The sequence below is a fragment of the Leptospira alstonii serovar Sichuan str. 79601 genome (assembly GCF_000347175.1).
Taxonomy (GTDB): Bacteria; Spirochaetota; Leptospiria; order Leptospirales; family Leptospiraceae; genus Leptospira; species Leptospira alstonii.
Genome location: NZ_ANIK01000012.1, coordinates 42908 through 68494, shown reverse-complemented (window position 1 = coordinate 68494; position 25587 = coordinate 42908). Strand labels below are relative to the sequence as shown.

Genomic DNA, 25587 nt, shown 5'->3' with positions numbered 1-25587 from the left:
TGCCCGGTGCTATCAATGTGCAATTCACTCCTAAGGAATTTAAATATCTGTAAAGTGGATACCCGGTTACTCCTGCTTCGTAACAACAATGTATTTCGTTCCATTCCGATTTCAGTTTGGTTACAAATTTTTTAATCTGAACCTCATTATGCTTTATCTGTTGTTCTTTCACCAGTTCCTTTGAATTGCTCGTTAAATACGCGATACTGATCGTTTCTTTGTGGACATCCATTCCTACATATACTTTTCTTTTCATTACGTTCCTTCTGTTGGTTTTCTTGTTTTGTGGTAAATGCTTCGCATCTAACCCACGGTTTTCAAGCCGAGAAGGGGCGCCATTTTGTCTAAAATCGATTCTTTCAGCCGATTCCGTTTAGAAAATCGTCCACTAAAGAAAGGAAATGGTTCCCTCTTTCCTCGAAGTTCTTATATTGATCGAAGCTCGCGCAGGCGGGAGAAAATACGAAGGACTCGAGTTCCGCTCCGTTGGACAAAAGGATTTTCGTATCGAAGCCGGACGGATCGGAAGACCGTTCGGAAATCATATTTCCATTTTTGAATATTCCAAACGTTTCATTCAGATCTTCAACGGAAAACAATCGGTCTCCGATCACGTTTCGGATCCCCTCCTCCCAGACCGACCTGGCCTCTCCGATCAAAACCACACAACCGATTTTCTGCATTAGAAAATCATAAAGCGGTTTCGGATCCTCCCGTTTCGGCCTTCCTCCTAAAATCAAACAGGTTCGATCCAAATTCTTCCAAGTAGACATCCCGGCTAACATACTGTGCAGATTCGTGGATTTGGAATCGTTGATAAAGGACAATCCTCGTTTTTCTCCCGCTATTTGAAAACGATGAGGAAGTCCTTTAAAAAGCGGAATCTGCGACTGGATCGATTCCGGTTTTCCTCCGATCGCTTCCGCCGCAAGGATGGAAGCGGCAAGATTCTCCCTGTTATGACTTCCGGGAAGACGGAACCGCGAGATGTCGTATACAAAGTTGGAAGTTTGAATCCTTAGAGAATTTTCGTTCAAATACGCGCTCGACTCGGGACTTCTTCCGAAACTTAGAAGTTTACATTGAAAGGAAGTCGAACTCAAAATTCTTTCTTTGATTTTTTCCGAAACGATCAAACAATGATTCTTGTTGGAGAGGTCCGCAATTTTGAGTTTTGCGTTGAAATAGTTTTCCATCGTCTTGTGCCTTTCCAAATGATCGGGGGCAAGATTCAAGAGCACGGACACATCCAAACGAAGCGGAAAGGAATCCTCAAGCTGATAACTGGAAAGTTCTAGAACGGCCAAGGAAATCGATTCTTTACAAAAGGATGTAAAAGGAATTCCGAGATTTCCCCCTTCTTTGAGATCGGAAAAATCTTTTTTCAAAAGGTGCGCCGTAAGCGAAGTTGTTGTGGATTTTCCGTCGGTTCCGGTGACTCCGATGATTTTCCCTTGAAAAAAATTTCTTCCGAGATCGATCTCTGAAAGAACGGAAATTTTTTTTTCGGCGGCATACGAAAGAACCGGATGGGTGGGTAAAATTCCAGGCGACTTGACGATCAGTGAAATTTCGGGAAAAGACTGCGGATCGGCACTGTCATAAAAAAAGGGAACGTCGATCGACTCGGGACGATTTCGATCACAGAGAATCGGTTGTGCTTTTTCGGAGATTAAAAAATCAATTGCGGAATTTCCGGAGATTCCTCCTCCCAAAACAAGAGTCTTCAGACCTTTCAAGGACTCGGGAAATTTCATTTTTAGACCGTTGAACAGTGATTGACAGGTTATTTTCGCCCCCGATAGTTGTCAGTAGCAAAACTAAGGATATTCCCTTGCTCGATCACAAAGTACGCGACGGTGTTTTGGTTGTATATCTCAAAGGGCGTTTGGATGTTTCCATCGCCAACGAGGTTGAGGAAAATCTAAATGACCTGATCGACAATCAAGGTCATAAAAAAGTAATTCTGAATATGCAGGAAGTGGATTATATGTCCTCGTCCGGTTTTCGGGCTTGTATTTCCACCCTTAGAAAATTGAATTCCAAAGAAGGTTCATTAAAAATCAGTAATATCAAACCCGCCGTTAAAAGGATCTTCGACGTAATCGAGCTCACATCTCTTTTTGATATTTGTGAATCCGAAGACGAGGCTTTCAAATCCTTTTAAGCCTCAATGTCCTCTTCTCAACTCCACCGGGTTCTCCGGGATATCATCTCCACAAAACAAAACGAAATCAAAAAAATCGTCGATTGCGATCCGCCCGCTTATCAGGGACTCGGCCTCGGTAAGTCTTTAAGAAACAGAACCTTTTCCATCATCGCGGAATGCAAACGTAAGAGCCCTTCCGCCGGAGAAATCCGCTCCGATTACGATCCCGTTCGAATCGCTAAAACATACGAAGATTCGGGAGCTTCCGCGATTTCAGTTCTTACGGATCGGGATTATTTCGGAGGTTCCCTGGAGGACATGAAGAACGTCTCCTCCGAATCGAATATTCCGGTTTTAAGAAAGGATTTTATCCTGGACGAAATCCAAATTCGGGAAGCGAGAGCTTTCGGCGCTGCCGCAATTCTTTTGATCGTGAGAATCCTAACTCCCGATCAAATCAAATCGTTTTTAAGGTCCGCGTCCTCTTTCGGTATGGATTGTCTCGTCGAAGTTCACACGTCCGATGAAGCGAAACTCGCCCTGGATTGCGGAGCCGAAATCATCGGAATCAATACGAGAGACCTGGATACGTTCCAAATTCATCGAAATTTGGTCGAAGAAGTCTGCGCTTTTCTTCCGCCTAATATCGTAAAGGTGGGCGAATCCGGCGTAACAAACCGTTCCGACCTGGATGCGTTTCGCAAATCGGTCGACGCCGCTTTGATCGGAACCTATTTTATGGAAAAACCGGATATCCGCAAGGCTTGGCTGGAGTTATTTTAGTATTTCATTGTATTCTAAAGTAATTGCGTTTTCTGCGTCTTTATCCTTCCTTTTTCTTGGAACTTGTCCCAAAATCCCCGTTCTACCCCTGCTAAAAAACATACAAACACAACGCGGAGGAAACTATAGCGCTGCGGCAGGGATCGATGCGGAGTCAAGTTATTGGAATTAAGGAAATTGAATATACTAATATGAAACACAATAACTTGACTGAAGCGGAGAGCCCGGTCCGTCGCTTGGGCGAAAGCCCAAGCGACGGAGCCGCCCAAACGATTTGTAAAAACCGAAGGTTTGAACTTTAAGTCCCGCTTTTTTACATCGAAGCCGCTTTTATTTTAGAGCCCGACGATCGACCCGCAGGTAGTCGCTAAATTTACATTATTCGCATACGATTGATCCGAAGTGGCCGCACCCAAGGAAAGATTGATCTTACTCTTTATAAGATTGGAAGCAACACAACTTCCCCCGTTGCTCGTACATTTCACGTTACCCGGCTTTGCTCCCGTGGAAAGAGTCGTGAGCCAAGTTACGAAGTTGGTTCCTCCCGAATCCACTTTATACATTTCTTCCGACGTACTAATCGTATGCACGTCTCCCGGCGCGATATAATACGAATAATTTGCCGCCCCGACCGAAATTCCATTCATAGAAGTGACCGCCTGTTGCGTCCAACCGCAGGTTGCTCCGTCCGTGGACGCGAGGGTTCCGTCCGGGATCGAACTTCCGTCGCTGTCTCCGAATAACGCGGAATAGGTTCTAGAGGAATCATTTGGATCGGTCGTTTTTCCGTCCGTATAAACCGGAGCCGCGTTGATGATATTCATCACCTTGTAAAAGAATCTTTGGTTTCCGTCAAAGACCGCCGTGTATTGTCCCGTTTTATCTCCCGAGCCGTTATAGTAGGTCGAAACCTTCGTAAAAAAATCCTGGATGGATGGATTTCCGACCGTGAAATAATTGGCCGCGATCCCCGTTATCCATGTCGGAATGTTCGGATCGGCTCCCCACTGAGTGCTTAGATTGGGGAAAAATCCGTTCGGCACCACTCCGTTAGAAGCATCGGAAAGCATATTAATTTTTACTGATGTATTTAAACCCGCGATCGTTTCACGAACGATCGGATAGTTCAACAAGGCCCCGTACCCGCCGGCGCTTTGTCCGGTTACGAATACGTTCTGAACTCCCGGATATTCCGACTGAATGTATTTCAAAGTCGCGAGAACGTTGTCGTAACCCCGATGTTTTACGACCGTCTGAGTTCCCGTATTCGGATCGGTATAAGTCATGTCCTTGGAACCGAAGTGAAGATCTCCCGTACAATACGGAATAAAAACGACATCATAGTCTTTGAATGGATTTGAAGCGTTCTTCTCGTTCATCACTCCTTGAAACGCAAACTTTACGAACAATTCAGGCACGGTATTGAGCTGATTGAAATAGGTGGTCGTATTGGTTCCGAAACAGTTGTACCCGCTCCAACAAGCCCCTCCTCCCATAAAATTGATGAGAAGTTTTTTATTGGATGCGCTTACCTTTTTTCTATAGATGGAGAATGTAGTATTTCCGCTCGCTCCCGAACAGGAAGGGTTGTAGGCCCTGTTCGTATAATTGGCTCCGGCAACCGTGATCGTCCCGGCGGACGGAGTGATCTTTTCGTAAGGATTATACAAAAGATCCGCTATGACTAACGCGAGAAACGTTTTGTCCTTATCGTCGTCGTTGTCTTTCTTACAATCCGTAAAAACGAAAATAAGAAAAATCGCCATGAAGTATATTATCCATTGTTTCATTTCTTTCCAGCTCCTTTGTATCGCTTTTTCATTTTTGAACCCGTCAATAATAAAACTCTTATGAATGAAAGTCAATCGATACCGGAAAAAATCGAACTCCGCCGAGTAGGTTTCGATACTTTGGTGACGCTTTGGCCGGAAATGCTCGGAATCGATTTCACGTTTTATCGATTTCCAAAAAGAGCGCCCTTAAGATTCCTTCAAACTTTGATATAAATTTTCCTTTTATCCAAGAAACTTAAAATTCCCCACCAAGCCGATAAATGAAAAATTGCATATAACAAGGACGCAAGATACGGATCCGCAATGAGAACGATTTTAGAAAACAGATAAACTTTGACGCCGATTGATTTTCCGTTCTCCCCAGGAATCGTCCAAAGGTTGAGAATTCTCGCAACGATCCCGGAGCCCACGAAGACCAAAATCGCGTTCTTACCGAATACGAGAAACGGTTGAAAGAGGGTTTCCAAAATCGATCCGTTCCGCGCGTGAAGTTGCAAATTTAAGAATTCAAAAAATCCTATACAAAAAAAAGCGAGGCCCGCCGTGTAAACCGCATAACTTCCGGTCCAAAGGCTTTTATTTATCGGCAGCGTCCGGTTCCATAACAAGCCGACTAACGCGAGTAATATTCCGAATCCGAAAAGAATCGGAATCCGCTTTTTTCCCCCGTTTTCTTCTTTTAAAAAAAGAATCGATCCGCAAAAAACTCCGAATAAGGAGGTTACGATCGATGAAACTCCGCTGAACGATCCTTCCGGGTCCCAAGTTTTGGAAAACTTCCAGAGATGTTTTTCTCCGAAGATCGTTCTATCGATCCAGGCGCCGATGTCCTTTCCCGGTTCTAAGGATACGATTGATTGTCCGGGAGGAGAGAAGCTTACTAAGATCCAGGTGTGAACGAGTAGGATCGGGATCAAAAAAATCCATACCTTCTTTCCCGGAAATACGAGATACAAAGACGCAACGACCCAATACACAAATCCGATTCTCTGCAAAACTCCGGGAATTCTGAGTTCTGCAAAAGACCATTCTCCGAAAAAGTTCAAAAACAGTCCGATCAAAATCAACGTCGCACTTCGGATACAGATTCCGAGCCAGGTCCGTCCCCGATTGATTTCTTTTTTCGAATATAAGGAAATTGAAATAGATGCGCCTACCGCAAAAAGAAAAAAGGGGAACACCAAATCCGTCGGCGTACAACCGTTCCACTCGGCATGTTTTAAAGGGGAGTAAATGAAAGACCAAGAACCGGGATTGTTCACGAGGATCATTCCGGCTACGGTCATTCCTCGGAATAAATCCAAAGACAAAATTCGATTTTTACTTTGAGCCGGTTTCTTTTCCAAACGACACCTTTGAAATTTTCGTTTCCCCGAACGAGAGAACGTTATCTCTCGATTTTCAACGATACGTAATCCGATCGTTGATTCTTCGGGCCATTTTTCGTCGAATTCGATTTTTGGATTCTAAAAAATTTAGGCTCCTTTACTCAATCCAAAGATTGACTATCAGTTAGGAATGAGGCCTTTACAGTTTTCGTTGTCATTGGATCTTCCTTTTCCGACAACTTTTTCTAGGATGTTACAGGTCACACTGACATCTGGTCCCTATCCACTGATCCTAGAACGCAGGAGTTCCCACATTTCAAGGGACGAGGGCAAGGATTTAGAGTCTAAGAGCAAGACCTCCTTCACTTTATTGAATTTCTATCCATTATATCAAATATTTCTTGCATCAAAAACGGGGGCATTCTTCATCGTATCTAAAAAGGCCTTTTCCAAAATCAATCTTTGAAGTACGATCTGGAAATCTTTCGGAGGGCGGATGGCAGCTAACACTTTTTCCAAACCTAAGACAAAAAATAAAACAAGGCCTAAACCGAAAACCCAAACCTCTTCCGACAAAAAAACGAAATCGAAAACGGCGCCTCCTTTCGGCGGTTTATCCAAAGGATTCATCGATCCTAAAAATCCGCTTCCGGTCGTTTATCAACCGAATTCGGAGAATGAAAAAAACAAAGCGGCTTTGATTCGATGGATCAAAACCAACAAACGCGTGTTAAACGAAGATATCAAGGAATACGGCGCGATACTTTTCAGGGGGTTCGACGTTTTTACGCCTCAGGATTTCGAGGACGTCATCCTCAACGTGGACCCGAATTTGAAAAACAATTATCTCGGAACGTCTCCGAGAAATCAGGTAACGAAATATACGTTTACGGCGACGGAACTTCCGCCCGCGTATCCGATCATGCAACACGCGGAGATGAGTTTTTTGGATTCTCCTCCGAGGAAACTTTTTTTCTATTGCGGAAAGGCTCCCGGCAAGTTCGGAGAAACTCCGATCACCGATCTCAGAAAGGTTTTGAACGACGTCCCCGCTTCCATTCGTGAAAAGTTCGAAAAGGAAAAAATTCGTTACTCCAGGGTTTACGACGGCCCTTCCAATCGGTCCCGTTTTCAGTTTTGGAAAACCAAACGTTGGGACGAAATGTTCCAAACGAAGGATAGGAACGAAGTCGAAAAAATTTCCAAAAAACAGAACTTCAAAACGGAATGGTTCGGAGAGGACAATTTAAGACTCATCAATACTACATTAGCGATTCGTAAACATCCCGAATTCAAATCTTTGGCCTGGCACAATCATTCCCAGGTGTTTCATATCGACGCGGCTCGGAAAGAATACTGGAGAATCTTCGCTCGTCAAAAAACGATCCGCGGTTTTTTAGTGGGAATCGCGCTCGAAATCCTTACCTCTATCAAAAAGATCACGACTCAAAAAGAATACTTGGACACACATTGCACTTACGGCGACGGTCAAGAAATTTCCACCCGGGAACTGACTCGGATTCAGGACGCTTTCTGGAATCACATGTCTCTTTTCTCCTGGCAAAACGGAGACGTACTCGTAATCGACAACTATTCCGTATCTCACGGAAGACATCCGTTTACCGGTCCGAGAAAAATTTTCGTAGCCTGGGCGGACTAAAACAATGTCGGAACTGGACGGAATTCGGATTCATTTCAACGAAAGTAGTCTTACTTTTTTGAATTTTCTTCTGGGGCTGATTATGTACGGAATCGCCTTGGAACTTAGATTAGAAGATTTTAAACTACTTTTCGACAAACCCAAGGCTTCCATCACGGGAATCTTGTCGCAATTCGTCCTTTTTCCTTTTGCGACTTACCTTCTTCTTTGGATTTTAAACCCGCCTCCCGGAATCGCCCTCGGAATGCTTCTAGTCGCGGCCTGCCCCGGAGGAAACATTTCGAACTTTATCACACTTCTTGCAAAGGGGAACACAGCCCTTTCAATTTCTCTTACCGCGTTTTCTTCGGCGCTTGCGATCTTTGCGACTCCGTTTAACTTTTTCTTTTGGGGAAATTTATATCCCCCCGTTCAGACGACTCTAAAAGAAATCGCACTCAATCCTTGGGACGTTTTTAAAGCGATCCTAATGATTCTAGTGATCCCGATCCTTCTCGGTCTTTTGACAAAAAGATACTTGCCGAAAATCACTTCAAAACTTTCAAAACCTCTCAGAATCCTTTCGGGTTTTATTTTTGTCGCGTTTTTACTGATCGCGCTGATCTCCAATTATCGGATATTTCTGACGGTGATTCACAAAGTATTTCTTTACGTTTTTCTAATGAACACGACCGGCTTTTTATTGGGTTATTACTTTGCGAAATTGATGCGTTTGGACGAAAAAGACTCTCGTTGTATTTCCATAGAAACCGGAATCCAAAATTCGGGGTTAGGGTTGGTTTTGATCTTCGCGTTCTTCGGAGGTCAGGGAAGTATGGCGATCATCGCGGCTGTCTGGGGAATTTGGCACGCGATCGCAGGCGTGGCCCTCGCTTGGTTCTGGTCGAAAAGAACTTCGGACTTAACCGTTCAAGCGGTTTCGAAAGGTTTTTGATTTCGATAGAGTTCGGAAATTTTCGGACGAATTCTCGACTTCGTAAAAAAACGATTCTCGTTCAACTTTCCTTTTCGGATTTCCTTTTGTTTTTCCTTCGGAAGACGTAAAACGATTCCGCATTCTTGCGTACAACATCCTTCGAACTTGTCGGAACAGGATTCGCACTGAATGAAAAGGATATGACAACCCGGATTGGCGCAGTTTACGTGGCGATCGCTCTTTTCTCCGCACTGATGGCACGTGGAAACGATCTCGTTTCCGATCGTCTCTTGAAGACGTCCGTCGAATACGAAATTTTTTCCCTTAAACTTGGATTCGAGTCCCTTTTGAGAGATTTCGTGCGCGTAGGAAATGATTCCTCCGTGAAGCTGATTGACGTCCTTGTATCCGTGATGTTTGAGCCAGGCGCTGGCCTTTTCACAACGGATCCCGCCCGTACAGTACATTAGAATTTTCTGATCTTCTTTTCCGTTTAAAAGTTCGAGAAGCATCCCCAACTCCTCTCGGAACGTATCGGATTGCGGAAGGATCGCGTTTTCAAAGTGACCGATCTCGCTTTCGTAATGATTTCGTACGTCGACCACGATCGAGTTTTTATCCTCCAGATGAAGATTGAATTCTTCCGCGGAAAGATGTTTTCCGACGTTAGTCACATCGAACGCGTCGTCGTCCAACCCGTCCGAAACGATTTTTTTTCTTACTTTTAAATCGAGTTTTAAAAAGGATTTATGATCGTCTTGTACGGCGATCTTAAACGGCATTTCCCGGAACTGTTTTCTGGAATCCAAATTCTCCCTAAAAAAATTCAGATTGTGGGACGGAACCGAAAGTTGGGCGTTGATTCCTTCTCTTGCGAGGTAAATTCTTCCCAGAACTCCGAGGGTTTCCCACTCCGTATAAAGTTTGTTCCTGAGTTCCTGCACGTTCTCTAAGATGACGTAACGATAAAAGGAAAGAGTCGTCCTTGGAAAATTTTCCGCTTCCAAACGTTTGCTCAGAATCTCTTTCCCGTAGATATTATGAAGGGGACGTTTTTTCGTTTCCGTTTTTTTCGGAAGATCTTCCCGATTTGCCATAGCTCCTTTACTCTGAAATTCAGGCGTTTCCTGACAAGCGTTTCTTAGGATGCTACACTGATCCCTATCCACTGACTCCTAATACCCTGACATCTGATCCCTAACCACTGATTCCTAATACGAGTTCCCGCAAAAAGAATTGCAAACTCCCCCGCCTCTTCAAAATGGAAACAGGAACACCCAAATTCACTAAACAGCTGTTCAATCGAATCTCAAGTAGATGGAATCGACAGCGAGGTAATACAATGTCAAACGCCTATGTAATCGACGCCGTTAGAACTCCGAGAGGAAAAGGTAAAAAAAGAGGAACTCTTGCAAGCATTCACCCGCAGGAACTTTCCGCCGCAACCTTAAACGCGATCCAAGAAAGAAACGGAATCAAACCCGAAATCGTGGAAGAAGTCGTCATGGGATGCGTATCCCAAGTGGACGACCAAGCCGCTTGTATTGCGCGTTATGCGGTCATGTCGGCGCTTTGGCCGAACTCGGTTCCCGGTTATACCGTAAACCGTTTCTGCGGTTCCGGGCTTCAAGCCGTCAACAATGCGGCCAATCACGTTCAATCCGGTTCCATGCAAATCGCCCTCGGCGGCGGAGTGGAATCCATGTCCCGCGTAAAAATGGGGGCGGACATGAACGGAAGGGATTTTAATATCGGAAATCCGAATATTCAAAAACACTACAACTTAGTTCCTCAGGGAATTTCCGCGGACCTCATCGCGACCAAGTTCGGAATTTCCCGCGAGGACGCGGATCGTTTTGCCGAGTCTTCTCAGATCAAAGCGGACAAAGCGATCAAGGAAGGTTACTTCAAAAAGTCGATCGTCCCGGTAAAAACGGAAGACGGAACCGTTGTTGATACGGATGAAAACCCGAGAATCGAATCCACGTTCGAATGGCTTTCCGAACTCGGTCCCGTGTTCAAAACGATCGGAGAAAAAGAATTGGATGCGATCGCACTCAGATCTTATCCCGAAATCGGAAAGATCAATCACATCCACACGTTAGGCAACTCTTCCGGGATCGTTGACGGAGCGGCTTCCGTTCTGATCGCTTCCGATGAAGGTATTAAAAAATACGGTCTTAAGCCCCGCGCTAAAATCGTTGCCATGGCTTCCACAGGCGAGGACCCGACGATCATGTTAACGGGCCCGGTTTCCGCTTCTAAAAAAGCCTTAGCGATTGCGGGACTCAAACCCGACGATATCGATCTCTGGGAAATCAACGAGGCATTCGCTTCCGTGGTTCTTTATACTCAGAAGTCGCTTAATATTCCTTCGGAGAAAATCAACGTGAACGGCGGTTCGATTTCTCTCGGTCATCCCCTCGGAGCGACCGGTGCAATCCTTCTCGGAACCGCGTTAGACGAACTCGAAAGAAGACAGAAACGTTATGCGCTGATCACTCTTTGTATCGGAGGCGGTATGGGAATCGCCACGATCATCGAAAGAATCTAAGAAACGGTATTTTTTTTCGTTTCATCCGGGCTGGCTTTCGCTTTCGGCCCGGATGTTTTCCCTTTCTGTTTTCATCCCCTTTCCTTTCTTGTGCCCGACTTCTAAAACGCGGGAACTCCTGCAAATTTCCTTTCCTATCGAGCGACCCATAAAAAGCCATAACCAACCCTACAAGTTGAATGGGATTTTGGAAGAAGAAGGATCAAAAACGCAAATTCGCGGAAAAAGCTTGGGGCGAATCCGGCCCTTGGCTTTGCCAAGAGCCGGACCGCGCTTTCTGCTCTGATCAACAAATTGACGGCCTCTTCGAAAAGCGAAATTTGTTCGTCATTCCAATTTGTTGATCCCGCGACAATCGCTTTCGCATCGACGATGCCGCGCCTAACACTAAAATATTTTCCAAAATCACTTAAGAGATTTGATGAAAAATTTTCGTCGTTACGACGATTCATGATTCTACTTCAGCACATAACAATTGTTACAAAAAAGAAAAGGAATTCAATTCTCCTTTTGAGAATTTTAGAAACTTTTCAACCTTTTTACGAAAACCTGTTTGACACTAAGCCATGAACTTCTAAAGTTTCACCCTGTGTCCGGGATTCTCAAAACAAGATATAAAACTTCCGGAAACATAATCAAATTCTAATTGAATCGCGAGTAAGGAGTTATCAATGGTTCGTAACATGTGTAAGGTGTTGCTTGTCTTAGCTGTAGTATTATCATCAGCTGCAAGCCTAAGTGCAAAAACATACGGAATTGTAGGATTCGGGTTACAGTTAGACCTGGGTCAATTAGGCGGAACGATCACGAAAGACGGTTTAGATGCCGCAAGCTTTTACGGCCCTGCTAGATCAACGGACACCTGTACTGTAGGTGCAAACGATCCTGCTTGTATTCAAAATCCTTCCAAAGCCGCAGGTGAAGGAAACTATGTAGGAGTTGCCCCTAGAAAAGCGATTCCCGCTGAAAACAAACTGATCGCTCTCGATAGAACAACCGGCGGTCTTATCAATGCAAGAACCACAAACGGGGCTATGGTCGGCGGTAACTTAATGGTAGGTTACGAATCCGATTTCGGAAAGTATTTCTTCTGGAGAGTTGCGGCGGAATATACCCAAAAAATCTCCGGCGGTGTGACGAAGGCCGACATCGCGGGATACAACATTGTCGATATTTCTTGGGGATTCAGTTCCATCGTAATCCCCGCAACCGTCGGTATTAAATTGAACGTTACCGAAGATGCTGCGGTTTATATGGGGGCCGGTTTGAACTACTTTAACGGCGGATGGTCCTTAAACGGAATGAACAACCTCAAAGGCGGTCACGATATTTTAGCTGCCGCAGGAGTGAATAGTCTTGCAAACCTTATACCGGACGGAACCGATCCGATTACCACTCGCGAACATACCCGATTTAGAGCTTCCGGAATCGCTCCGAACTTTTTAATCGGAACTCAGGCGAGAGTAACGGACAAAGGTCACGTATTTATAGAACTGGAAACGATCATGTCTGCGGCTTATTCGGTAGGTAAAACACAATCCTTAGGAGGAGCTACCAATCTTTCTCCTTATCCCGCTTATCCGATCGTTGTCGGTGGACAAATCTACAGATTCGGTTACAAGCACGAACTTTAAGATTGAATCCGATCTTATACGTTCCATTTGCAAAAAAGGCCCTTACGAGGGCCTTTTTTATTTTAAAATCCAAGTTATCGAATCCGAATTTTGTTATCGGAAAATTTTAACCCCTGACATCTGAATCCCTATCCACCGATCCCTAAAACGTGGGAGTTCCCACATTTTAGGCTCTTGGTATTTTAGGCATTTCTAATGGACGAGTTTCACCTTCCAGAGATTTCAAAAATTCGATCAGATCCTTTCGCTCTTCTTCCGTAATCATGGCAGGTTTTAGAAGCGGATCTTCGATCGAACCTTTCACACCTCCGTTTACGAAATGATTCACAACGTCTTCCAGTCTCGTAAATTCTCCGTTATGCATGAACTCGTTTTTCCTACTCACGTCTCGAAGACTCGGAGTTCTCACCTTTTGTACGATTCCGCTAAGACCGGTCGTATGTTTTTCGGAATCCGAAAAGTTCGGTCCTTTGTGACACTGAGAACACTTGGCCTTGTTCATAAATACGTCTAAGCCGCGTTTTTGAGCCGGAGAGAGAGCCGATTCTTCCCCCAATACATAACGATCGAATTTGGAATTCTTGGAGAGGATCGTTCTTTCAAACGCCGAAATCGCTTTTACGATCCGATCCATCGTAATTCCGGGAGAACCGAAAGACTTTTCGAAAAGTTCCCTATATTCGCGTACCTGATTGAGTCTTGCTACGATGGTTTTTTCGTCCCTGAGCATCACCGCCGTGTGAACTCTTTCCTTTACGATCTCTTCCAGATCGTTCGCTTGAGGATCTGCAAACACATCCTTGTACAAACCTACGTTTGTAAGAGAAGGCGCGGGAGAATTGTGGATTTTATTTCTTGGTAAAGAACTTTTTTCCGAATTTTGAATTTCCGCCGAATGGCAGATCGCACAATTCGTGTCTTCCTTGAGCGAAAGCCGCTTATCGAAATAGAGCAGTTTTCCCAATTCCACTTTATCCTTATTGTACGGATTGTTATTGGGATGAATTACGTTCTTTACAACAAAACCTTCCAGTTCCGTTTTTTGAACCGGTTCTTTGCAGTCGCCGAAAGCGAGCAAAAACAAAATGGGCAAAATCCTATACATCGGGGCCATTCTGGGTCAATGGTTTGAATGCGAGATGATTCTGTCAATTCTAATTTAGAACAATTTTGATTACATATTTGAAGAGTGTTGTTGAGTTTTTACATTCAATCGCTTTCACGTCGGCTAAACCGAACTGAAGTGAGTTACCTAAATCCCGGCAAAACGTCCCGATTGAATTTCAACGAAATCGGAAATCCGAAGAGAAACGAAATAAAAAAAGGCGCCGACTCGAACGTCGAACGCCTTTCTTCGGTTCAATTTGGATTTTAGAGAACTTCGTCTCCGATCCGCAGAATTTTTTAAACGTGTTCCCTATTGGAATGCGATTTAGAAAATTCTAATATTCTTATTTACTCGACGCTGCCTCTCGAATAACGTAAGCCGCAATCTCGTTTTTCTGAATTTGAGTGGTTCCTTCAAAGATACAAAGGATTTTCGCGTCTCTCATCAGCTTTTCGACCGGGTATTCTTTCGTGTAACCGTATCCGCCGAAAATCTGAACCGCATCCAGGGCGCATTTCATCGCGGTTTCGGAAGCGTGCGCTTTTGCGATCGCGGAATACTTCGGAAGTCTCGGATCCTCGGCGTCGGACATTCTCGCCGCGAGATACGTAACTTGACGGGAAGTTTCCAGACCGATGGACATATCGGCAAGCATATGCTGCACCGCTTGAAAACTGGAGATCTTGGATCCGAACTGTTCTCTCTGTCTTGCATATTTGGAAGCGTAATCCAGAGCCGCTTGAGAAACACCCACACCCATCGCCGCAACGTAAGGACGAGAAGCGTTTAGAGTTTGAAGCGCATAAATAAATCCTAAATTTTCTTTTCCAATCATGTTCGCTTCTTCCACGGCACAGTCTTCGAAAATGATCTGACGCGTATCGGATGCGCGAATTCCGAGTTTATCTTCTTTTTTACCGACGGTTAAACCCGGAGTGTCTCTCTTAACGTAAAAACAGCTAACTCCTCTGGTTCCTCTTCCCTTATCGGTATATGCAAATACGGTAAAAGCCCCGGCGCTACCGCCTCCGGTGATCCACTGTTTCGTTCCGTTGATGACCCACTTGTCCCCTTTTTTTACGGCGGTTGTGCTCATGCCGGGAACGTCGGAACCTGCACCGGGTTCGGAAAGACAGAAGGATACGCCGAACTCTCCGTCAACTACCGGCTGCAGCCATTTTTTCTTTTGCTCGTGAGAAGCTCCTTTCAGGATAGGAAGGATTCCAAGACCCGTGTAACCGAAACAAAGAGAGATTCCAAGACATCCTCTAGAAAGCTCTTCGGTCACGAGGCACTGTTCAACGGAGCCGAGTCCCCAACCGCCGTATTCTTCGGGGATGGTCAAACCGTTGACTCCCAGTTCTTTTCTCATACGATTGATGAGTTCTTCGGGATGTTTATTTTCTTCGTCCCAGTGGATTGCGACTTCGTGTGTGATTTCTTTCTTCACAAAATTGCGGATCTGGTCTCTGATTTCGATCTGTTGTTCGGTAAATTCCTGGTACATCGGTTTTTCCCTTCTTACGAGAGTGTTCTGATCCTACTTTTTTTTTTACGGCGATTAGATCAAACCAAAATAGGAACGAAAAAATCGATGTATCGCTTGTTTTTTATCTTTTTTATTCATCCTATATTTAAAATTTTCAAGGTGAGAACCTCCCTATTTTAAAATCGCTTCAAAATGTCCTTTCCTCTGAAATTTCAAAGAACGAACGTTCTGTTATGGATTTTAAAAGATTCGTTTTAGAAAATTTTCCAGCGTTCTTAACGTTTAAAGCGAAATCAGATCACTTTTTCTTTCTTCATCGTTTCGATTTCTTCCACCGTATATCCGAGAGATTGATAAATCGACGCATTATGTTCCCCGTGATTCGGCGGGTCCAAACGATACGTAACCGGGGTAGCGGAGAATGGAAAAGGAGCCCCGAATTGAAAGTAATCTCCGTATTCGGAATGTTTTTTATCCAAGATCATTCCCCTTTCCCTTAAAACCGGATCCTTGCTGACCTCTTCCATCGTTTTAACGGGAGTCAGGCAGGAATCTTCGTTCTCAAATAGAAAATTCAAATCTTCGTATGTTTTGGACGCAAAGTAAGAGGTTAGAATTTCCTTCCACTTGGAAAAGTTTTTTTCCTCCGACGGGAATTCTTCCAAATGTTTATCCAATCCGGACTGACGCAAAAAGGTTTTAAAAAACATATCCTCAAGAGCGCCTAACGCGACCCAGCGCCCTTCCTTGGTTTGATATACATTATAATTCGGTAATTTACCGGAAAGTAATTCGTTCCCTCCTTCCGGATTTTTTCCGGTGGCGGCAAAAATTCCTCCGTACAAGGATAAAAACGGAAGCGAAGAATCCATCATGGAGATCGCGATCTTCTGCCCTTTTCCGGTCTTTTCCCTCGCATACAAGGCCGCTAAGATCGATGCGAGAGCCGTCATCGTTCCTCCTCCGATGTCCGCAAGTTGATAACCGGGGATCTGGGGCGTCTTACCGGTTTGCGAAAGAACTCCCGAAAGCGAAAGATAGTTCACGTCGTGTCCGGCAAAGTCCCTGTATTTTCCCTCCGTTCCGTACCCGTAAATGCCGCAGTAGATCAAACGCGGGAACCGCTCCTTCAGATCCTCGTAACCGAGTCCCATCTTGGCGAGTCCGTCCGGTCTAAATCCTTCCAAAAGTATATCAGCGTTTTCTAATAGTTTAAAAAGTATTTCTTTGGACTTTTCCTTTTTCAAGTTGAGCGTAATCGCTTTTTTATTCCGATTGAGCATCAAAAATAAGGAAGGGGCTCCGTTCGCTTTTTTAAACATAACTCGAGTCGCGTCCATCGCTCTCGGATTTTCAATCTTAATCACGTCGGCCCCCATATCCCCCAAATACATGGAGCAAAGCGGGCCGGGAAGTAACAAACTCAAGTCGATTACTTTTACTCCGGAAAGTGGACCTTTGTTCATAAAATTAAAACCTCTCAAAAAAGAATCTTTTCCCATTGATTGGAAAAGAACAAATCGAGATACCTTTTTTTAAACGCGTTTTTGGGAATCCGGCCGTCGAAGTTTCGGGTTGTATTTTTTTCGAAAAAGTATATTCTTTTATCTTAATTTTATGTAAGGACCGTTGAAATGTTTTACCGAATTCCGATTTCAATCCTAGTTTTCGTTTCCTGTTCGACTTCTTCCGTTTATAATCCGAGTATTTTAATGAGTCAGGCTTGGGCGGAAAACACGATCCTGAATTGTATTCTTACGGAATGTTATTTTTGTACTCTCAAGGTAACGAAAAATCCGGTCGTCAGTTTATTTGCGGGAACCGGAATCGGAACCAGCGCGGACGGAACGACGACAACCGCTTCCTTCAAAACTCCTTTCGGTTTGGAAGTGGACAACTTGGGAAACGTGTTCGTAAGCGATCAGACGGCGAACCTAGTTCGTAAGATAGACAGTTTCGGAAACGTGACGACTCTTTCCACAAGTTTATCCTTAGAGGATCCTTCGGGTATTAAATTCGATCCGAGCACAGGCGATAAGTATATTTCCTGCAAGGATACCTCTCAAATCTACAAGGTCGATTCTACGGAACAATTTTCTTTGTTTGCGGGAAGTTCTTCCGGTACGACCGGCCTTCAAAACGGAGACAGGTTGAGTTCCCTATTCAACGGTCCTTTTTTTATGGACTTGGATCGTGAAAGAAATTTATACGTGGGAGAGCTCGGAAACCACGCGATCCGAAAAATAAATTTGAATTCCGGTTCGGTAAGCACTATTTCGGGCGGCGTTTTGGGTTACTTAGACGGGGATTCGGCTTCTGCGCGTTTCAAATCTCCATTAGGAATTGCTTATGATCGAAAAACCGAAAGTTTACTGGCCGCGGATCTTCAGGATCATAGAATTCGAAAGATCGATCTGAAATCTTCCACCGTTTCCACTCTTTTGGGAACCGGAATCGGAACGGACATAGACGGAAACGGTTTAAACGCGTCCTTTTACGGTCCCGCTCATATTTCTCTCGACAATAGCGGAACCATGTTCGTGTCCGACGTATTTTCCAACAGAATCCGAATCGTAGATCCGGCTCTCAACGTTTCCACCGTTCCTCATACGTTTACGGCAATCGGCGCGGTAAAAGTAGACTGCCTAAATCAAAGACTTCTTGTCGCGGACAGTTCGGCGAATCAAATCTTTCAAGTTAAGTTTGAATAACAAGTATTAGCGATATGTTAGGCGTTAGATTTTAGGACTTTACATTATCCTTGCAGGAACCTAACTCAAGTTAGGTGTACGAAAGATGAGACGGTTTTTTATGATTTTGTTTCGAACATGTTCGCGGCGCAAAGCCAAACACCCGCGAGGATGAGCAGGATTCCCACCCATTGGGGCCAGGTCAATCTTTCCTTAAACGCAAGGGAAGATACGATGAGTACGATGATAAATCCAGCGCTCGTAAATACGGGATACGCGAGGGAGAGTTTTAATCCCTTCCCTAATACGAAACGATATCCTAGTAGCGCCAATCCGAAAGAAGCCAATCCTCCGATAAAAATCGGATTGAAAATCACTTGCAGAATTCCTTGTAGTCCTTCCGGTTTTTCGGAAGCGTCGCCTAAAGAGCTGGCCTTTATGAGGATATTGGCAAGCGCATTGAACGCAAGAGCGATAATAAAAACGATAAGAATTTGAATCTGCATGATACGCTCCGGTTTTGGCTTTACGAAAACCAGTCCACCGAAGGAGTTGGAAAGATCAAGGTCAAATCTCTCCGTTATGCTCAGAAAAACATTCTCCTTTCAAGGACTCAATCTTTCTTATCTCGATACGAACTCCAATTCCGATTCAAAGCCGACGATTCTTCTCTGTCACGCAAACGGATACAGCGCGCTTACGTACAAGTTTTACATCGAATCTTTACAAAAAACGCATAGGGTGATCGCGCTCGATTTTGCGGGTCACGGGGAATCGGATTCCACTTTAAATTTTCGAGATTGGTATTTTTTCAGAGACCAAGTTCTTTCCCTCCTGGATGCGGAAAACTTGGAGAACGTCACCGGAATCGGACATTCCTTGGGAGGAGCGAGTCTTCTTTTAGCGTCGTATCATTCCCCCGAAAAATTTAAGAAAGTGATCGCACACGACCCGGTCGTATTAAATTTTCTGCAAGTAACTTTTTCTCGGATCTTTCACAACCCGCTTGCCAAGGTGGCGATCAAACGCAGAAGGGAATTCAAAAACATCGAAACCGTTTCCAAACTCTACAAAAGAACCCCTTCTTTTTTCAAGATGGATTCCGAAATTTTCGACGATTATATCCGGAGTTGTTTTCGAATCGGCGACGACGGAAAAGCCTTTTTACGTTGCCTGCCCGAAGTAGAAGCGAAAATTTTCGATTCGGTGAGTTATCGGAGTTTGTTCCAGTTCGGAAAAATCCAAACGGAAACTCATATCACAATTCCAGATCCGCACGAAGTTTGTTCTCCCAAAGGCGCAAGTCGCATTCATTCGGGAAATGATAAATCGACCTTGGAAATTTGGCCGGGAACCTCTCATTTTTTTCCGTTTGAAGAAAAACAAAGGACCTTAAAAAGAATTTTAAACGTTCTCTGATTAAAAAAATTACGAAACACGTCCTTATCTTGCAGCTAAGAACTTATGCGTCGATATTCTCAAAAAATCCGTATCAAAATTCCGGATTTATGATTTTACATTCTGTTCGCGCTTATTAATACTGGCTTATCATTAGTGATAATTGTACAAGATGATTGTTAAAGGCCTCAAATCCGGGTTTCTCGCACTTTTGCTCGTTCTTTTTGCGGGCTCGGGATTTCATACTCACTCTGAAAAAGAATTTCAGACCTTTTCCGAACCGTCCTATTCCGCTCATCAGGATTCAAAACAAACTCCCGTTTGTCCGATCTGTCAGTTCCAAATCGAAACCCGGTCCGCCTGGAATCCGGGTTTTTTAACGGGAAATTCCCTTCCGCTCCTTCAAATTGAGAATCGAATCTCGTCCGAAATTTTTATCCGTCCTTTCGACTTTTTCCAAATCCAACTCGGTCGCGCTCCTCCGTTTTTGCTCCCCCTTTCTTAAATCAATCCTTTCTTTTTTCGTTTGATTGAATGGACGTTTCGTCCGGGAGTTGCACTTGAAAAAGCAATTGCATTCGTATTTTAGAATATTATTATTTTCCATTTTTATTTCACCCGCTTCGGTTTTCGCTTTGGACGTCGTATTAACGGGAAGCGTCAAGGGCAAGAACGGAAATCCGATTTCCAACGCGAGAGTTTTCATCCAAGAGTCCAGAAAAAGCGCGATTACGGACAACAAGGGTGAATTCGTTTTGGATCACGTTCCTCCGGGAAAATACACCCTCAGCGCGACCGCAAGAGGCCATCAATCCGAAACCCTTTCGGTTACGATCGGTGAAAAAGATCAAAGAATTCAGTTCACTCTCCTCGAAATTTCCTTGGACGAATCCGCAATCAACGTCACCGCAAAGTCCACGATTTCGGACTTTCTAACCGCTCCGCAGCCGATTACGGTTTTGTCGGGCAGGCAACTCGATCGTCAAAGAGGCGAATCGGCTATGTCGGCGATCAACAACACTCCCGGCGTTTCCAACCTAACTACGGGTGCGGGAACTTCCAAACCGATCATCCGGGGTTTAACGGGTCAGAGAGTGCTCGTTATGACGGACGGTATCCGCCAGGAGGAACAACAGTTCGGAGACGATCACACGGTAGAATTAGACGCTTTTAATATTCAAAAAATTGAAATTATTCGGGGTCCGGGCAGTTTGCTCTACGGTTCGGACGCGCTCGGCGGCGTTGTCAACGTGATTCGGGACAAGGCTCCTCTTTCCGGCGAAGGTGTTCCCAAAACGGCGGGACTTTTCAATTCCAACAGTTATTCCAACAACAAACAGGACGCGGGCAACTTTGCGGTTTTCGGTAATATCGACGGTTTCGGTTATCGCGCCAGTTCCAACGTCAGAAAGGCGGGCAGAATCACAACTCCGAACGGGACGCTGCGTAATACGGGAATGATCGAAAAAAACCAAAGCGCTTCCGTCGGTTTGGACGGGAAATGGGGAAATTTTTATCTGGATTCTTTTCGAAGAGAACAGACCCAAGACCTTTTGGAGAATCCGAACGAAAATCCGGGAGCGACCGTATCTCAAAAACTTCTGCATGAAAAATCCCACTTTCATTCCTTTTTTATTTTTTCGGCAGGTAATCTGGAACTCGATTTTTCGTATCAAAGGAACAATCGAAGGGAAATCGAATCCAAAAACAAACTCATTCCGATCAAAGACGTTCTTTGGGACGAGAACGCGGATATCCTTGATAAATCGTTTCAATTTTATCAAGCGACTTCCAGAGCAGCATATCAGGGTTTAAATCTTTTTTTGGATACGGCGACTGCGGAGGCGAAATTTCATCACAAACCTATATTCAATTTTTTGAAAGGAACCTTCGGGTTATCCGGCTTGGAACAAAAAAACAGAACGATCGGAACAGAACCTTTGACTCCTTCGTACGGTATCGTCAACATTGCGGGTTATTTTTTGGAGGAACTCAAACTCGGTTCCTTGACTTTTAGCGCCGGAGTTCGAGGAGATAAACGTTCGGCGGAAATTCGAAATAACGAAACGTTAGCCGTCGCGGAACAATCCAAAAATTATTATGCGACGACGGGTTCCACCGGCCTCGTCTGGAGAATCGATAAGTCTTTTTCCGCAGTTTTTAATTTCGGCCGCGGTTTTAGAGCGCCGACCCCGTTCGAACTTTTTTCCCACGGAGTTCACGAAGGAACGGGTAAATTCGAGATCGGCAAAAACACTCTAAAACCGGAATATTCGAATAATCTGGATTTCTCTCTGAGATACGGCTCTTCCAAAATTCAAACGGAAATCAGCGTTTTTCAAAATAATATTCAAAATTTCATATATGCCGCAAGTATTGCGGATATCGATGCGGATTCGGGTTTGCCGAAATATCAATACAAACAAGGCGACGCGATTTTACGCGGGGGAGAGTTTTCGATCCAGGCGGCACTGACCCGCCAACTCGTCCTCTCCGGCGGAATCGATATCGTTCACGCGAGAAATCAGAACGATACAAACCCGCTTCCGCGAACGACTCCGAACCGCGCGCGCGCGGGTCTTAGGTGGACGGAAGATTCCATTCTCGGCTTAAAGGATTTTTATTTTTCGATCAACGGAAGGTTCTACGATTCGCAGTTTCGCGTGGATCCTAAGGAAACTCCGACCAAGGGTTATAACCTTATGGACATAGGTCTCGGGTTCGAACTTCCCTATTTTGGTGACGGTATTTCCAAACCCACGGTGGATCTTAGCGTTCAAAACGTATTCAATGTTTCTTATGTGGATCACCTGAGCAGATACAAGGACTACGCTTTAAATCCGGGCGTAAACGCGATTCTTAAAATTTCATTTCCGTTCACGGCGGTTCCGTAGGAGGTTATATGAAGCGGTATATTCTAATATTCTTAATCGTTCCGATTCTATTCTGCCAAAAGGACAAAAAAGAATACGACGATGATCAACTTATTCGTTTACTTGCGAGCGCGTTTTTAGAATCCCGTTCCGACTGCGTTTATTGTACGGATACTCAGGCCTTTCAAGGTAACTGTTCCTGTTTTTCGAACATTCCGGTTTGGAGTTGCCAAGGTTACTCTGCGGGACGTCAAAAATCGAATTCCGTGAAAGTTTCCTGCGAGGATTTGACTTCGAAAGGAGTTTGGTCCGAAGTTCCGGGAGACGACGGAACGAAGTCTTGTTCTTATTTAACTTGTCCGCCGGAAGCGTATCGAGCCGCGTTTTCTCCGGACGGAGTTTGACGGGATCCGTCAACCGGATTTGCGCGTTCTTCCATCGCCGACGGATTTAGTCGTGAGTTCGATCTAAGAAAGTTTGGGCGAATCGTGTATTTTCCGGCCTGGAAATTCTCTAAAAAAATTAGACTTTTGAGACAAGCCGTCATTTTTAAATTCAGAGCTTGTCCCAAAATCAAAACTCGTCGAGCGATCCGTGGAAACTCAGGTGAATGCCTTCTTCAACTCAATCTCACTCCCTATGGGTCGTTCGATAGATCGGCATTCAGAGAATGAGGCTTTAGTTTCACAAAAATGCGGGAACTCCCTACATTTTCGATGTTAGGGACGAGTGGTTAGGAATTAGGAGCAGCTGTATGTTAAAGTCCCAACCCCTATAACGAAACCCTCGCCACTTGAAACGTGGGAACTCCTGCAAATTTCCTTATGTTCGAAAATGTTCGAAACGATTTTTCAATTAATGTGCGTTAAATGTTTCTGAGAGGATTTTTTCGTTATTTTCTGAAATTTTTTTCTTTTTTCACACAAATTGGATCCATCGCATACTTTCCGAGAACCGTAATCGGTATGGGAACATTGTGGCTACAATCGGATTTTAAAATCAGTTCGACTCTTAGGGAAAATCGTTCCGAGACGGTTACTCTTTTGATTCCGGAAGATACTTGGTCAGGTTTCTCCGAGAAAGATTTGAAAGCGCTTCCAAGAAAAATTCCCGAACTTTTGAGAACGTATGGAAAGTATCTTTCCGCGACAAAACGTTTGGGTAAAAAGGCCGGCCGAACCTTGTATCAGCCCAGTCCGGGAAAACAAAAAATGAAACGCGTGAATATTCGACTTAGCACCGGAACTTGGACTCTCTTTGGAGCTCTCGCACAGGCCCACGGCGTGTCCCGCTGTTATCTTTTCAATTATCTTCTGTGGTTGGAATCCGTGGGAGTCGGAGACTCTATCGTGGATACGATGAATGAGGGAGTTCCCACCTTTCACAGGTCTTACAGTTATATTCTCCACCTCGACCTAGTAGAAAACCAAGTGACCCGTAAACTACGCTGCCGACCCTTGTCCCATTTTTACGCATTGGACTATCGAGACTGGTTCCCGACATAAAAAACATAGGAGGAGGAGGCAATTCACGATAAACGCCTCACTACGGATCGCATTTTATCCTAACGCATTACATCTTCATCTTAGAATATTTTATAGGTACTTTATTTTATAACCAATCGGTAATTTCGTAAAACGGCGCTTAAATTCCCGATTCTAAGTATTCTCGTTTTTTCTATATCTTTTATTCGAGTCGATGCTATCCTTTTATGATTTGAGAAGAAACTTTTCGATCTTGAAAAGGAGAATGACAAGTGAAACTTTTTACTTTTTTAGGAATTTCGATTCTAACATTCTTTCTGACTGTCTTGTCCTGTTCAAACTACGGTTTGAACCAAGACAAGACAAAAAAAGAGGACGATAAAAAGAAGTGTGAGGCGGCTCTGGCGGTTTATTTGTCCTGCACCTCATCGAACCCTGCGATGAGCGCCTGCGATTCCCTGTATACGGGAGTTCTTGGAGTCTGCGGCGGAGGCGGAGGTTCCGGCGGGGGCGGCGGATACTGATCCTTAAATTCTTTTTGATCCATAATATTATAAAGTAATAATATATTTTATATCGCAGCTTTCGAACTGCAAAATAAAATGGCGATTTGTTATTACAGCCAATATGCTCAAAAATAGTTTCCGTTCGGTTCGAAAATTTGAAAATACGACGGATGTTCCCCATCGGAAACAGGCCTTTTGTCCACTCGACGGACAATCGACTCTTCCCGAAAAATCCGAAAACTTGTAAGTCAATTTGATTGTCAAAAGGGAGTTTCTCTACATTCTGTCGCTTAATGTCCTATAAGCATAAGAACATCCTGGATACGGAACAATTCTCGAAATCGGATCTTGATTTTCTCATCGGAAAAATCAAGGATATGGAGCGTCTTGTAGAACGGAACCAAGCTTTCGGAATCCTGACCGGCAAACTATTGGCTTCTCTTTTTTTCGAGGCTTCGACGAGGACGAGACTTTCCTTTGAAGCGGCGATGGAACGACTGGGCGGAAGAGTAATCTCCACCGTCGGTTTTCAATTCTCTTCGATTTCCAAAGGAGAAACGTTGTATGATACCATGAAGATGATAGAAGCCTACGCGGATATCGCCGTGATTCGACATCCCGTGGAGGGTTCCTCAAGAATCGCGGCGGGAGCGGTAAAAATTCCCGTCATCAACGCGGGGGACGGAGCGGGGCAACATCCTACTCAAGCGATTCTGGATCTTTATACGATCATCTCCGAAAAAGGAACGTTAGACGGCTTGACCGTCGCTTTCATCGGGGATTTGAAATACGGCAGAACGATTCATTCGCTTATCAATTTGCTCAGGCACTACAAAGTTCGACTTTATCTGATTTCTCCTTCGGAACTTGTATTACCCGATTCTTATAAAAAAGGTTTGGAAGGTTATCCTCTCACTTTGGAAGAGACGACCGACATCAAAGCGGTTTGGGATTGCGACGTCGCGTACGTGACAAGAATCCAAGAAGAAAGATTTCCGGATCATAAGGAATACGAAAGACTCAAGGATCTTTTTAAGATCAACAAAGAATTGATTCTTGCTTCCAAGAAAGAGACTACGATCCTACATCCGCTTCCGAGAGTGAACGAACTTTCCACGGACGTTGACGATCTGCCGAACGCGGCGTATTTCAGACAAGCGAGATACGGAGTCGTAAGCCGAATGACGCTTCTCTGTCTTTGTCTGGGACAGGATTTCTAAAC

Annotated in this window: 24 protein-coding genes; 14 read left to right on the top strand and 10 right to left on the bottom strand. The window is 44.5% G+C overall.

Annotated elements, in window-relative coordinates:
- Both LEP1GSC194_RS22135 and murD read right to left on the bottom strand, forming a co-directional pair.
- Positions 1-256 (bottom strand): IS110 family transposase (locus tag LEP1GSC194_RS22135; protein WP_020772230.1); only part of this gene is annotated, 256 nt, incomplete at its 3' end.
- 103 nt (positions 257-359) lie between these two features.
- Complete coding sequence (gene murD, locus LEP1GSC194_RS03190) at positions 360-1757, bottom strand: UDP-N-acetylmuramoyl-L-alanine--D-glutamate ligase (RefSeq protein ID WP_020772234.1); 1398 nt, start codon at positions 1755-1757, stop codon at positions 360-362.
- Positions 1758-1834: 77 nt separating this feature from the next.
- Here murD and LEP1GSC194_RS03185 point away from each other — a divergent pair, with 77 nt between their 5' ends.
- Both LEP1GSC194_RS03185 and LEP1GSC194_RS03180 read left to right on the top strand, forming a co-directional pair.
- Positions 1835-2167, top strand: coding sequence for an STAS domain-containing protein (locus tag LEP1GSC194_RS03185; RefSeq protein ID WP_002994326.1), 333 nt, complete (start codon positions 1835-1837; stop codon positions 2165-2167).
- 6 nt (positions 2168-2173) lie between these two features.
- Positions 2174-2932 carry an indole-3-glycerol-phosphate synthase gene (locus tag LEP1GSC194_RS03180; protein WP_020772279.1) on the top strand — a complete coding sequence of 253 codons (759 nt, stop codon included), beginning with the start codon at positions 2174-2176 and terminating at the stop codon, positions 2930-2932.
- Between the two features lie 335 nt (positions 2933-3267).
- Here the strand turns inward: LEP1GSC194_RS03180 and LEP1GSC194_RS03175 are convergent, their stop codons facing one another.
- Both LEP1GSC194_RS03175 and LEP1GSC194_RS03165 read right to left on the bottom strand, forming a co-directional pair.
- Positions 3268-4722: a pectin acetylesterase-family hydrolase gene (locus LEP1GSC194_RS03175; protein WP_036041143.1), complete on the bottom strand. Its 1455-nt coding sequence runs from the start codon at positions 4720-4722 to the stop codon at positions 3268-3270.
- Between the two features lie 200 nt (positions 4723-4922).
- Positions 4923-6071, bottom strand: coding sequence for an acyltransferase family protein (locus LEP1GSC194_RS03165; RefSeq protein WP_020772273.1), 1149 nt, complete (start codon positions 6069-6071; stop codon positions 4923-4925).
- A gap of 478 nt (positions 6072-6549) precedes the next feature.
- On the opposite strand from LEP1GSC194_RS03165, the gene LEP1GSC194_RS03160 reads away from it, so the two are divergent.
- Together LEP1GSC194_RS03160 and LEP1GSC194_RS03155 are read left to right on the top strand one after the other, a co-directional pair.
- Positions 6550-7713 (top strand): TauD/TfdA family dioxygenase, encoded by a 1164-nt coding sequence (locus LEP1GSC194_RS03160; protein WP_020772247.1) that lies wholly within the window; start codon positions 6550-6552, stop codon positions 7711-7713.
- Between the two features lie 4 nt (positions 7714-7717).
- Positions 7718-8647, top strand: a complete 930-nt coding sequence (locus LEP1GSC194_RS03155) for a bile acid:sodium symporter family protein (RefSeq protein ID WP_020772257.1) — start codon at positions 7718-7720, stop codon at positions 8645-8647.
- Here the strand turns inward: LEP1GSC194_RS03155 and trhO are convergent.
- Positions 8623-9726, bottom strand: a complete 1104-nt coding sequence (trhO, locus tag LEP1GSC194_RS03150; RefSeq protein WP_036041139.1) for an oxygen-dependent tRNA uridine(34) hydroxylase TrhO — start codon at positions 9724-9726, stop codon at positions 8623-8625. The genes LEP1GSC194_RS03155 and trhO overlap by 25 nt on opposite strands.
- Before the next feature lie 245 nt (positions 9727-9971).
- Here trhO and LEP1GSC194_RS03145 point away from each other — a divergent pair, with 245 nt between their 5' ends.
- Positions 9972-11183 (top strand): acetyl-CoA C-acetyltransferase, encoded by a 1212-nt coding sequence (locus LEP1GSC194_RS03145; RefSeq protein WP_020772225.1) that lies wholly within the window; start codon positions 9972-9974, stop codon positions 11181-11183.
- 134 nt (positions 11184-11317) lie between these two features.
- Here LEP1GSC194_RS03145 and LEP1GSC194_RS22130 read toward each other — a convergent pair whose 3' ends face one another.
- On the bottom strand, positions 11318-11635 hold the full coding sequence (locus LEP1GSC194_RS22130; RefSeq protein ID WP_017809846.1) for a hypothetical protein: 318 nt from the start codon (positions 11633-11635) through the stop codon (positions 11318-11320).
- Between the two features lie 219 nt (positions 11636-11854).
- Here LEP1GSC194_RS22130 and LEP1GSC194_RS03135 point away from each other — a divergent pair, with 219 nt between their 5' ends.
- Positions 11855-12817 carry a porin OmpL1 gene (locus LEP1GSC194_RS03135; protein WP_020772228.1) on the top strand — a complete coding sequence of 321 codons (963 nt, stop codon included), beginning with the start codon at positions 11855-11857 and terminating at the stop codon, positions 12815-12817.
- A 166-nt stretch (positions 12818-12983) separates the two neighbouring features.
- On the opposite strand, the gene LEP1GSC194_RS03130 is transcribed toward LEP1GSC194_RS03135, so the two are convergent.
- The 3 genes from LEP1GSC194_RS03130 to LEP1GSC194_RS03120 all read right to left on the bottom strand — a co-directional run bounded on the left by LEP1GSC194_RS03130 (position 12984) and on the right by LEP1GSC194_RS03120 (position 16808).
- The gene (locus tag LEP1GSC194_RS03130) at positions 12984-13922 is read right to left on the bottom strand and encodes a cytochrome-c peroxidase (protein ID WP_021064515.1); all 939 of its coding nucleotides are present in this window, start codon (positions 13920-13922) and stop codon (positions 12984-12986) included.
- Between the two features lie 346 nt (positions 13923-14268).
- On the bottom strand, positions 14269-15432 hold the full coding sequence (locus tag LEP1GSC194_RS03125; RefSeq protein ID WP_020772229.1) for an acyl-CoA dehydrogenase family protein: 1164 nt from the start codon (positions 15430-15432) through the stop codon (positions 14269-14271).
- A 275-nt stretch (positions 15433-15707) separates the two neighbouring features.
- On the bottom strand, positions 15708-16808 hold the full coding sequence (locus LEP1GSC194_RS03120) for a CaiB/BaiF CoA transferase family protein (protein ID WP_331272565.1): 1101 nt from the start codon (positions 16806-16808) through the stop codon (positions 15708-15710).
- A gap of 240 nt (positions 16809-17048) precedes the next feature.
- On the opposite strand from LEP1GSC194_RS03120, the gene LEP1GSC194_RS03115 reads away from it, so the two are divergent.
- A complete protein-coding gene (locus tag LEP1GSC194_RS03115) occupies positions 17049-18125 on the top strand; it encodes an NHL repeat-containing protein (RefSeq protein WP_020772270.1) in 1077 nt (358 codons plus the stop codon).
- A 98-nt stretch (positions 18126-18223) separates the two neighbouring features.
- On the opposite strand, the gene LEP1GSC194_RS03110 is transcribed toward LEP1GSC194_RS03115, so the two are convergent.
- Entirely contained in the window at positions 18224-18610 is a 387-nt protein-coding gene (locus LEP1GSC194_RS03110) for a DMT family transporter (protein WP_020772238.1), read from the bottom strand.
- Positions 18611-18686: 76 nt separating this feature from the next.
- Here LEP1GSC194_RS03110 and LEP1GSC194_RS03105 point away from each other — a divergent pair, with 76 nt between their 5' ends.
- The 7 genes from LEP1GSC194_RS03105 (at position 18687) to pyrB (ending at position 25585) form a co-directional block, all read left to right on the top strand.
- Positions 18687-19523, top strand: a complete 837-nt coding sequence (locus tag LEP1GSC194_RS03105; RefSeq protein WP_036041135.1) for an alpha/beta fold hydrolase — start codon at positions 18687-18689, stop codon at positions 19521-19523.
- Between the two features lie 151 nt (positions 19524-19674).
- On the top strand, positions 19675-20007 hold the full coding sequence (locus tag LEP1GSC194_RS03100) for an LIC10965 family protein (RefSeq protein WP_020772233.1): 333 nt from the start codon (positions 19675-19677) through the stop codon (positions 20005-20007).
- A 55-nt stretch (positions 20008-20062) separates the two neighbouring features.
- Positions 20063-22396 (top strand): TonB-dependent receptor, encoded by a 2334-nt coding sequence (locus LEP1GSC194_RS03095; RefSeq protein WP_020772226.1) that lies wholly within the window; start codon positions 20063-20065, stop codon positions 22394-22396.
- 8 nt (positions 22397-22404) lie between these two features.
- On the top strand, positions 22405-22779 hold the full coding sequence (locus LEP1GSC194_RS03090; RefSeq protein ID WP_020772249.1) for a hypothetical protein: 375 nt from the start codon (positions 22405-22407) through the stop codon (positions 22777-22779).
- A 561-nt stretch (positions 22780-23340) separates the two neighbouring features.
- Positions 23341-23880: a DUF1564 domain-containing protein gene (locus LEP1GSC194_RS03085; protein WP_036041148.1), complete on the top strand. Its 540-nt coding sequence runs from the start codon at positions 23341-23343 to the stop codon at positions 23878-23880.
- Positions 23881-24131: 251 nt separating this feature from the next.
- On the top strand, positions 24132-24383 hold the full coding sequence (locus tag LEP1GSC194_RS03080) for a hypothetical protein (protein WP_017808859.1): 252 nt from the start codon (positions 24132-24134) through the stop codon (positions 24381-24383).
- Positions 24384-24658: 275 nt separating this feature from the next.
- Positions 24659-25585, top strand: coding sequence for an aspartate carbamoyltransferase (gene pyrB / locus LEP1GSC194_RS03075; RefSeq protein WP_020772239.1), 927 nt, complete (start codon positions 24659-24661; stop codon positions 25583-25585).
- Positions 25586-25587: the final 2 nt, after the last annotated feature.

What these genes read in the sequence shown, in the direction of transcription:
- trhO (WP_036041139.1), bottom strand. Translation starts at nt 9,726, where the DNA reads ATGGCAAATCGGGAAGATCTTCCGAAAAAAACGGAAACGAAAAAACGT.
- LEP1GSC194_RS03175 (WP_036041143.1), bottom strand. Translation starts at nt 4,722, where the DNA reads ATGAAACAATGGATAATATACTTCATGGCGATTTTTCTTATTTTCGTT.
- LEP1GSC194_RS03130 (WP_021064515.1), bottom strand. Translation starts at nt 13,922, where the DNA reads ATGTATAGGATTTTGCCCATTTTGTTTTTGCTCGCTTTCGGCGACTGC.
- LEP1GSC194_RS03105 (WP_036041135.1), top strand. Translation starts at nt 18,687, where the DNA reads ATGCTCAGAAAAACATTCTCCTTTCAAGGACTCAATCTTTCTTATCTC.
- pyrB (WP_020772239.1), top strand. Translation starts at nt 24,659, where the DNA reads ATGTCCTATAAGCATAAGAACATCCTGGATACGGAACAATTCTCGAAA.
- LEP1GSC194_RS03160 (WP_020772247.1), top strand. Translation starts at nt 6,550, where the DNA reads ATGGCAGCTAACACTTTTTCCAAACCTAAGACAAAAAATAAAACAAGG.
- LEP1GSC194_RS03110 (WP_020772238.1), bottom strand. Translation starts at nt 18,610, where the DNA reads ATGCAGATTCAAATTCTTATCGTTTTTATTATCGCTCTTGCGTTCAAT.
- LEP1GSC194_RS03180 (WP_020772279.1), top strand. Translation starts at nt 2,174, where the DNA reads ATGTCCTCTTCTCAACTCCACCGGGTTCTCCGGGATATCATCTCCACA.
- murD (WP_020772234.1), bottom strand. Translation starts at nt 1,757, where the DNA reads ATGAAATTTCCCGAGTCCTTGAAAGGTCTGAAGACTCTTGTTTTGGGA.
- LEP1GSC194_RS03085 (WP_036041148.1), top strand. Translation starts at nt 23,341, where the DNA reads ATGGGAACATTGTGGCTACAATCGGATTTTAAAATCAGTTCGACTCTT.
- LEP1GSC194_RS03120 (WP_331272565.1), bottom strand. Translation starts at nt 16,808, where the DNA reads ATGTATTTGGGGGATATGGGGGCCGACGTGATTAAGATTGAAAATCCG.
- LEP1GSC194_RS03100 (WP_020772233.1), top strand. Translation starts at nt 19,675, where the DNA reads ATGATTGTTAAAGGCCTCAAATCCGGGTTTCTCGCACTTTTGCTCGTT.
- LEP1GSC194_RS03135 (WP_020772228.1), top strand. Translation starts at nt 11,855, where the DNA reads ATGGTTCGTAACATGTGTAAGGTGTTGCTTGTCTTAGCTGTAGTATTA.
- LEP1GSC194_RS03155 (WP_020772257.1), top strand. Translation starts at nt 7,718, where the DNA reads ATGTCGGAACTGGACGGAATTCGGATTCATTTCAACGAAAGTAGTCTT.
- LEP1GSC194_RS22130 (WP_017809846.1), bottom strand. Translation starts at nt 11,635, where the DNA reads ATGAATCGTCGTAACGACGAAAATTTTTCATCAAATCTCTTAAGTGAT.
- LEP1GSC194_RS03090 (WP_020772249.1), top strand. Translation starts at nt 22,405, where the DNA reads ATGAAGCGGTATATTCTAATATTCTTAATCGTTCCGATTCTATTCTGC.
- LEP1GSC194_RS03125 (WP_020772229.1), bottom strand. Translation starts at nt 15,432, where the DNA reads ATGTACCAGGAATTTACCGAACAACAGATCGAAATCAGAGACCAGATC.
- LEP1GSC194_RS03145 (WP_020772225.1), top strand. Translation starts at nt 9,972, where the DNA reads ATGTCAAACGCCTATGTAATCGACGCCGTTAGAACTCCGAGAGGAAAA.
- LEP1GSC194_RS03115 (WP_020772270.1), top strand. Translation starts at nt 17,049, where the DNA reads ATGTTTTACCGAATTCCGATTTCAATCCTAGTTTTCGTTTCCTGTTCG.